This window comes from Streptomyces sp. NPDC031111 (assembly GCF_055570675.1).
In genome coordinates, this window is sequence record NZ_JBVIGS010000012.1 from 140531 (window position 1) to 146700 (window position 6170).

At 75.1% G+C, this 6170-nt stretch carries 5 protein-coding genes; 1 reads left to right on the top strand and 4 read right to left on the bottom strand.

The features are described from left to right. Positions 1-80: 80 nt before the first annotated feature. The 4 genes from ACZ470_RS24690 to ACZ470_RS24705 all read right to left on the bottom strand — a co-directional run bounded on the left by ACZ470_RS24690 (position 81) and on the right by ACZ470_RS24705 (position 4636). Complete coding sequence (locus ACZ470_RS24690; RefSeq protein ID WP_468430474.1) at positions 81-1145, bottom strand: glycosyltransferase family 2 protein; 1065 nt, start codon at positions 1143-1145, stop codon at positions 81-83. Continuing rightward, positions 1142-2809 carry a carbamoyltransferase family protein gene (locus ACZ470_RS24695; protein WP_468430476.1) on the bottom strand — a complete coding sequence of 556 codons (1668 nt, stop codon included), beginning with the start codon at positions 2807-2809 and terminating at the stop codon, positions 1142-1144. The genes ACZ470_RS24690 and ACZ470_RS24695 overlap by 4 nt, the downstream gene beginning before the upstream one ends. 18 nt (positions 2810-2827) lie before the next feature. Further along, complete coding sequence (locus tag ACZ470_RS24700) at positions 2828-3790, bottom strand: NAD-dependent epimerase/dehydratase family protein (RefSeq protein ID WP_468430478.1); 963 nt, start codon at positions 3788-3790, stop codon at positions 2828-2830. 330 nt (positions 3791-4120) lie between these two features. After that, positions 4121-4636 carry a hypothetical protein gene (locus ACZ470_RS24705; RefSeq protein WP_468430480.1) on the bottom strand — a complete coding sequence of 172 codons (516 nt, stop codon included), beginning with the start codon at positions 4634-4636 and terminating at the stop codon, positions 4121-4123. 149 nt (positions 4637-4785) lie between these two features. On the opposite strand from ACZ470_RS24705, the gene ACZ470_RS24710 reads away from it, so the two are divergent. Further along, positions 4786-6033 (top strand): cytochrome P450, encoded by a 1248-nt coding sequence (locus tag ACZ470_RS24710; protein ID WP_468430482.1) that lies wholly within the window; start codon positions 4786-4788, stop codon positions 6031-6033. Positions 6034-6170: the final 137 nt, after the last annotated feature.

Consider the following 6170-nt stretch of genomic DNA (forward strand, 5'->3'; position numbering starts at 1 on the left):
TCGCGGCCCCGGCGCGCACGCCACCGTCCGGGTGCCGTGCACGGGCCACGACAGCGTGTCCGCCTCCTCCGCCCGGCCGGTCATGAGGGCTGCCGTTCGTCGACCCACGGGGGGTGCGCCGGCGTGGGGGGCGCGACTCGGTGCGGGTGGTCCCGCGCCGTGCGGTGGAGGACGTGGCCGCGCAGCCAGTGCCAGGTCGCGGCTGGCGGAACGAGCGTGCTGGTGAGGGCCATCGTGATCATCTCGTCCCGGGTGCGCGGGCCCGGCAGGATCCGGGCGAGGGCGAACTCGGCGGTTCCCGCCAGCCAGCCGGCGGCACAGGCCGACGCGGCGCGCCGGCGGCCGGTCAGCGCGCAGACCGCGGCCGCCAGGCCCGTCGCGGTCATCGCCAGATGCAGCGGCAGACGGCCCCGGGGCGCCTCGGCCCGCTGCCACCAGCCGCGTCCGTGCAGCCGGGTCATCAGCACGTCGTCGGCGTTGCCCGCCTGGAGCCGTACCGAGATCCAGCGGTCGGCGGGCCGTACCGGATGGGTGGTGGTGCGGCGGCCCTCGGACAGCGTCCAGCCGGCGTCCAGCACCCGCAGCGCCAGGTCCGCGTCCTCCCGGAACGCCCTGCGGAACCGCTCGTCGAAACCGCCGACGGCCTCCAGCGCCCGGCGCCGGTACGCCATGTCGGCGGTGATCCAGCGGGCCCCGGCGAGACCGGCGGTGTTGCGTTCCCAGTCGGTGGGCGGCCGGTCCGGCGGCAGCGGCACCTCGATCCGGGCGCTGATCCCGGCCGTCGCGACGCTCGCCCCGGCGAGGTCGAGCGCGAGATCGTCGGCCCAGGTGGAGCCCGGAACCACGTCGTCGTCGAGGAAGACGACCCAGGGCGTGTCCCCGGCCGCCCGCCACCCGGCGTTGCGGGCGGCGGCCGGACCCCGCGCCCCGCCGGGCACCACGATGGTGCGCGAGCGCAGCGACGGGGGGACCTCGGCCGTCAGGGGCGCACCGGCCGGATCCGGACGGTCGTCGACCACCACGACCCGCACCGGTCCGGGCCCGTCCGCCTCGGCCAGCGCCCGCAGGCACCGGCCCAGACAGGGCCTGCCGAGCGTCGGCACCACCACCGCGTACTCCCCGTTCGGGGCGGCCGGCCCGGTCATCGGGGACCCTCGCCGTCGTCGCCGGAGCGGAACAGATCGCCGCGGCGGATCGCGTACGGGCCGATCGCCAGGAGGTCGACGGGGGAGGAGCCGAAGCACTCCAGGGCGTCGCGCGGGTCGTCCACCATCGGCCGGCCCGCCGTGTTGAGGCTGGTGTTGACGACCACGGGCAGCCCCGTCAGCCGTTCGAACTCGCCCAGCATCCGGGCCACCAGCGGCTCGCGCCCCGCGTCGACCGTCTGGATGCGGGCCGTGCCGTCCACGTGCACCACGGCGGGAACCCGGTCCCGCCACGCCGGGGCCACGTCGTGCACGAACAGCATGTACGGGCTGGGCAGCGGCCCGTCGAAGATCTCGGCCGCGCGTTCGGCGAGCACCATCGGCGCGACCGGCCGGAACTGCTCGCGTCCCTTGACGTCGTTGAGCCGCTCCAGGTTCCCCGCGTGCCCGGGGTGGGCCAGCAGCGAGCGGTGACCGAGCGCCCGAGGGCCGTACTCGGCGCGCCCCTGGAACCAGGCGACGATGCCGTTGTCCGCCAGCGTCCGGGCCACGGTCGCGGCGATGTCCGCGGGCCGCTCGAAGGGTACGGCGGCCGTCTTCAGCCACGCCCCCAGCTCGGCGTCGGACCAGTCCCGGCCGAGGTCGGCCCCGGTCATGGGCTCGGGCTCGTCACCGGCGCCGGCGGCCAGCAGCAGGGCACCACCGAGGGCGGTTCCCGCGTCGCCGGCCGCGGGCTGCACCCACACCCGGGAGAACGGACCCTCGCGGGCGATACGGGAGTTGGCGACGCAGTTCAGGGCGACGCCCCCGGCGAGGGTGAGCACGCTGTCGTGGGTCCGGCCGTGCAGCCAGCGCACCAGGTCCAGCAGGGTCTCCTCCAGCACGGCCTGCGCGCTCGCGGCGACATCGGCGTGGTCCTGGGTCCACGGTTCGTCCGGGCCGCGCGGCGGGCACAGTTCGTGCCAGGGCACCCCGGTGGCGCGGAAGCCGCCGTCGCCGGTCGGACCCACGTACCGGCGCAGTTCGGACAGCATGCGCGGGGTGCCGTGGGAGGCGAGGGCCATCACCTTGAACTCGTCCGAGGAGCGCAGGAAGCCCAGGTGCTCGGTGAGTTCCTCGTAGACCAGGCCGAGCGAGTGCGGGAGGTTCTGCGCGCGGAGGGGTTCGAGCCGGTCGCGCACGCGGCGGGCGGCGAGGTGCGAGGCGCGTTCGCCCCGGCCGTCCAGCACGAGCACGGAGGAGTCGCCGGCGTCCGGTGCCGCGAAGGCGCCGGACGCGGCGTGCGCCATGTGGTGCGGTACGAACCGCACGATGGCGGGGTCGAGTCCGGGCAGCGCGGTCCGCAGGAAGCCGGGGGCCTCGCGCGCGTAGGTGAGCCGGAGGTGGTCCCACGGGTCGTCCAGGCCCATCGCGTCGGCGGGGCGGGCGAGCGCCGGGTCGAAGGAGTAGGCCACCGCGTCGAGGTCCTGGGGGCGCAGCCCGGCCCGCTTCAGGCACCAGGCGGCGGCCCGCTCGGGCAGCTCCCAGGCGGAGAACGGCAGCGGACGCTTGCCGTGCTTGCGCCGGGAGAACCGCTCCTCCTCCGCGGCGGCGACGGTCCGTCCGTCGATCACCAGGGCGGCTGCGGGGTCGTGGAAGAGCGCGTTGATTCCGAGGATGCGCATGGCGGACGGGCCTTTCGCTCAGCGACGGACTTCGGCGCGGAACCAGTCGATCGTGCGGCGCAGCCCCTCCTCGGCGGGCACGTGGGGCTCCCAGCCGAGCTTGTCGCGGGCCAGCGTGATGTCAGGGCAGCGCACGGCCGGGTCGTCCACCGGGCGTGCGACGTAACGGATCCCCGACCGGGAACCGGCGAGCGCGATGACGAGACGGGCCAGGCCCAGCATGGTGATCTCAGCCGGGTTGCCGATGTTGACGGGACCGCGCATGCCGTGGGCGGCCGCCGCGAGGACGCCGGCCACCGTGTCGTCGACGTAGCACAGCGAGCGGGTCTGGAGTCCGTCACCGGTCACGGTGAGGGGTTCGCCGGCCAGGGCCTGCCGTACGAAGGTCGGTACGGCGCGGCCGTCGTGGCCGCGCATCCGCGGTCCGTAGGTGTTGAACAGCCGCACGATGCAGGTGTCGGTGCCGTGGGCCTCCGCGTGGGCGGTGGTCAGCGCCTCGCCGAAGCGCTTGGCCTCGTCGTAGACACTGCGCGGGCCCACCGGGTTGACGTGGCCCCAGTACCGCTCGTCCTGCGGGTTCTGCTGCGGGTCGCCGTAGACCTCAGAGGTGGAGGCGAGGACGAAACGGGCCTCGGCGTCCTGGGCGAGCCTCAGGGCGTTGCGGGTGCCGAGACTGCCCGTCTCCATGGTGTGCAGCGGCAGCCGCAGATAGTCCGCGGGGGAGGCCGGGGAGGCGAAGTGGAGCACCAGGTCGGGTGGCCGGGCGACCGGCAGTTCCTCCGCCACGTTGGCCTGTACGAGGGTGAACCCGGGCCGTTCGAGCAGCGGGGCGATGTTCTCCGGACGTCCGGTGCTCAGGTCGTCCACGCAGGTGACGGCGGCGCCCGCGTCGAGCAGGGCGGCGCACAGATGGGAGCCGACGAATCCCGCACCGCCGGTGACAACGGCGTGCTCCCAGTTCCGGGATATGGCACTGGTCATGCCACACACCCTGAACCGCCCCCACCCCCACGGCACGACCGCCTACTGCATTCCGGTGAATAACAGAAGGTAACCGGGTCTCCCGCGGGCAGCAGCCGCTCCGCCGCATCCGCGGGCAGTCGTGCCTCCCCCAGTGCCTTAAGGGCCTGGGAGGTGCCCCCAGGGCGATGGGGGTACCTCCCGCTCGAGCGAAGCCGAGAGTGGGGGAGGGTGGGCGCGACGGCACCCCGCAAGCGCCGGGTCGCGCGACCACCCCCCGGCCGGCACCAACGCGGGGGCACCTCGAAGGGCGCCGGCCGCGCAACCGCCGGCGAGGACAGCCGACGGAAGTCAGCTCACGAGCGTGGCGTCCGGATCCAGCCGACTCAGCAGCGCGGCCTGATGAAGGCCGGCCACCGGCGACAGCAAGTCCGGATGCCGCAACAACGCCGCCGCCCCCCGCTCCGCCTCTTCGGGCGCGACCAACCGCCGGAACTCACCGGCCGCCCCACCCCCACCCACCGCGCTCACCGCGAGCGCCGCCAGCCCCGCATCACCCAGCAGACACGCCGCCCAACTCGCCACCACCTCGTCGACCCACGTACGCCAAGCCTCCCCCTCGCCCCCGACCGCGCCCCCCGCATCCGCCCCGGTGACCCAGTCCAGCCGCCCCGAACCCCCCGGCCCCGCAAGACCGACCAACGCCGCGTCCATCTCCGTCGGATACCGCAACCGCGCCGCGACCGTCACCGCCTGCCGCGCCTGCGCCTCGCACAGCGCCGCGGCCAGCGCCCCACCGGGCGCGGGAAAGGAACGCGTCAGCCACTGCGCCGTCGCGGCGATGACCGGGGAGAGATCTGCTTGCACTGCCGGGGCCGTCCGAACTGCTGGGGGAAAGGACCGCACGGCACGCTAGCCGCCGCCCCACCCGTCCCGATATGACCCCCGCCACGTCCGAACGGGTGCCACGCCCGCGCCCGGAGTGTCCCGGGACCCCCGTGGGGCACCCGGCGGCCATGGACGTACTCACCCGCCCCCTGATCGACCGCACCCTGCCGCTCCTCGCCGAGGGCTACGCCTGGCTGCCCAACCGGATGCGCGACACCCCCGGCCCCGTGGTCCGCACCCGCATCCTGGGCCGGCCCGCGCTCGCCCTGCGCGGCCCCGAGGCGGTGCGGTTCTTCTACGACGAACAGAACGTGCACCGGCACCGCGCCGTCCCGGAACCCGTGCTGGCCACCCTGTTCGGCCACGAGGCGGTGCACACCCTCGACGGCGTCGCCCACCGCGCCCGCAAGTCCCTGTTCCTGCCGCTGCTCGAGCCCGGCCGCATCGCCGGCCTCGTCGACCACGTCACCGCGGCCTGGGACGAGGCCGTACCCGCGTGGGGCCGGCGCGGCTCCGTCGTACTGTTCGACGAGGCGGCCACGGTGCTCGCCACCGGCGTCCACCGGTGGGCCGGCATACCCCTGGACGACTCCGAGGCCGGGGCGGCGGCCCGCGACATGATCGCCATGGTCGACGGTTTCGCCACCGCCGGACCGCGCCACCTGCGGGCCCGCCGCGCCCGCACCCGGCAGGAGGAGCGGATGGCGCGGCTCGTGCGGGACGTGCGTTCCGGCACGCTCACCGCCCCCGCGGACTCGGTCCTCGACCTGGCGTGCCGGCACCGCGACGCGGACGGCGAGCCGCTCGACGAGAAGACGGCCGCGGTGGAACTGCTCAACGTCGTCCGCCCCACGACCGCCGTCGCCTGGTTCGTGGCGTTCGCCGCGCACGCCCTGCACCGGTGGCCCGAGCACCGCGCGCCCCTCGCGGACGGTGACGTGCCGTTCACCGCCGCGTTCGCCCACGAGGTGCGCCGCTTCTACCCGTTCGTGCCGTTCCTCGGCGGCCTCGCCGCCCGGGACCTGTACTGGCGGGGCGAGTGGATCCCCGCCGGGGGACTGGTGGTGCTCGACGTGTACGGCCAGAACCACGACGAGTCGCTCTGGGGGGACCCCTACGCCTTCCGCCCGCGGCGCTTCCTCGAACGGCCCGTGGAACGCGACGAACTGATTCCGCAGGGCGGCGGCGACCCCAGCAGCGGCCACCGCTGCCCCGGCGAGGGCATCGCCGTCGGCGTGCTGGAGGCGCTGTCGGTGCGGCTCGCCAGGATGGAGTACACGGTGCCGGAGCAGAATCTCGCCATCCCGCTGCACCGCGTTCCGACCCGCCCGCACAGTGGCGTCCTCCTCGCCGGGATACGGCCTCCTGCCAACTGACCGTCACGAGTACGGAGAACGGCGCCGGGGGGGGGGGGGGGGGGACGGGGGGGGGGGGAGGGGGGGGGGGGGCAGAGCTATACCCCCACGGCAGAAGTGTAAGGGGGGTATCCCAGATCCGGGGATGTGTGGGGTTG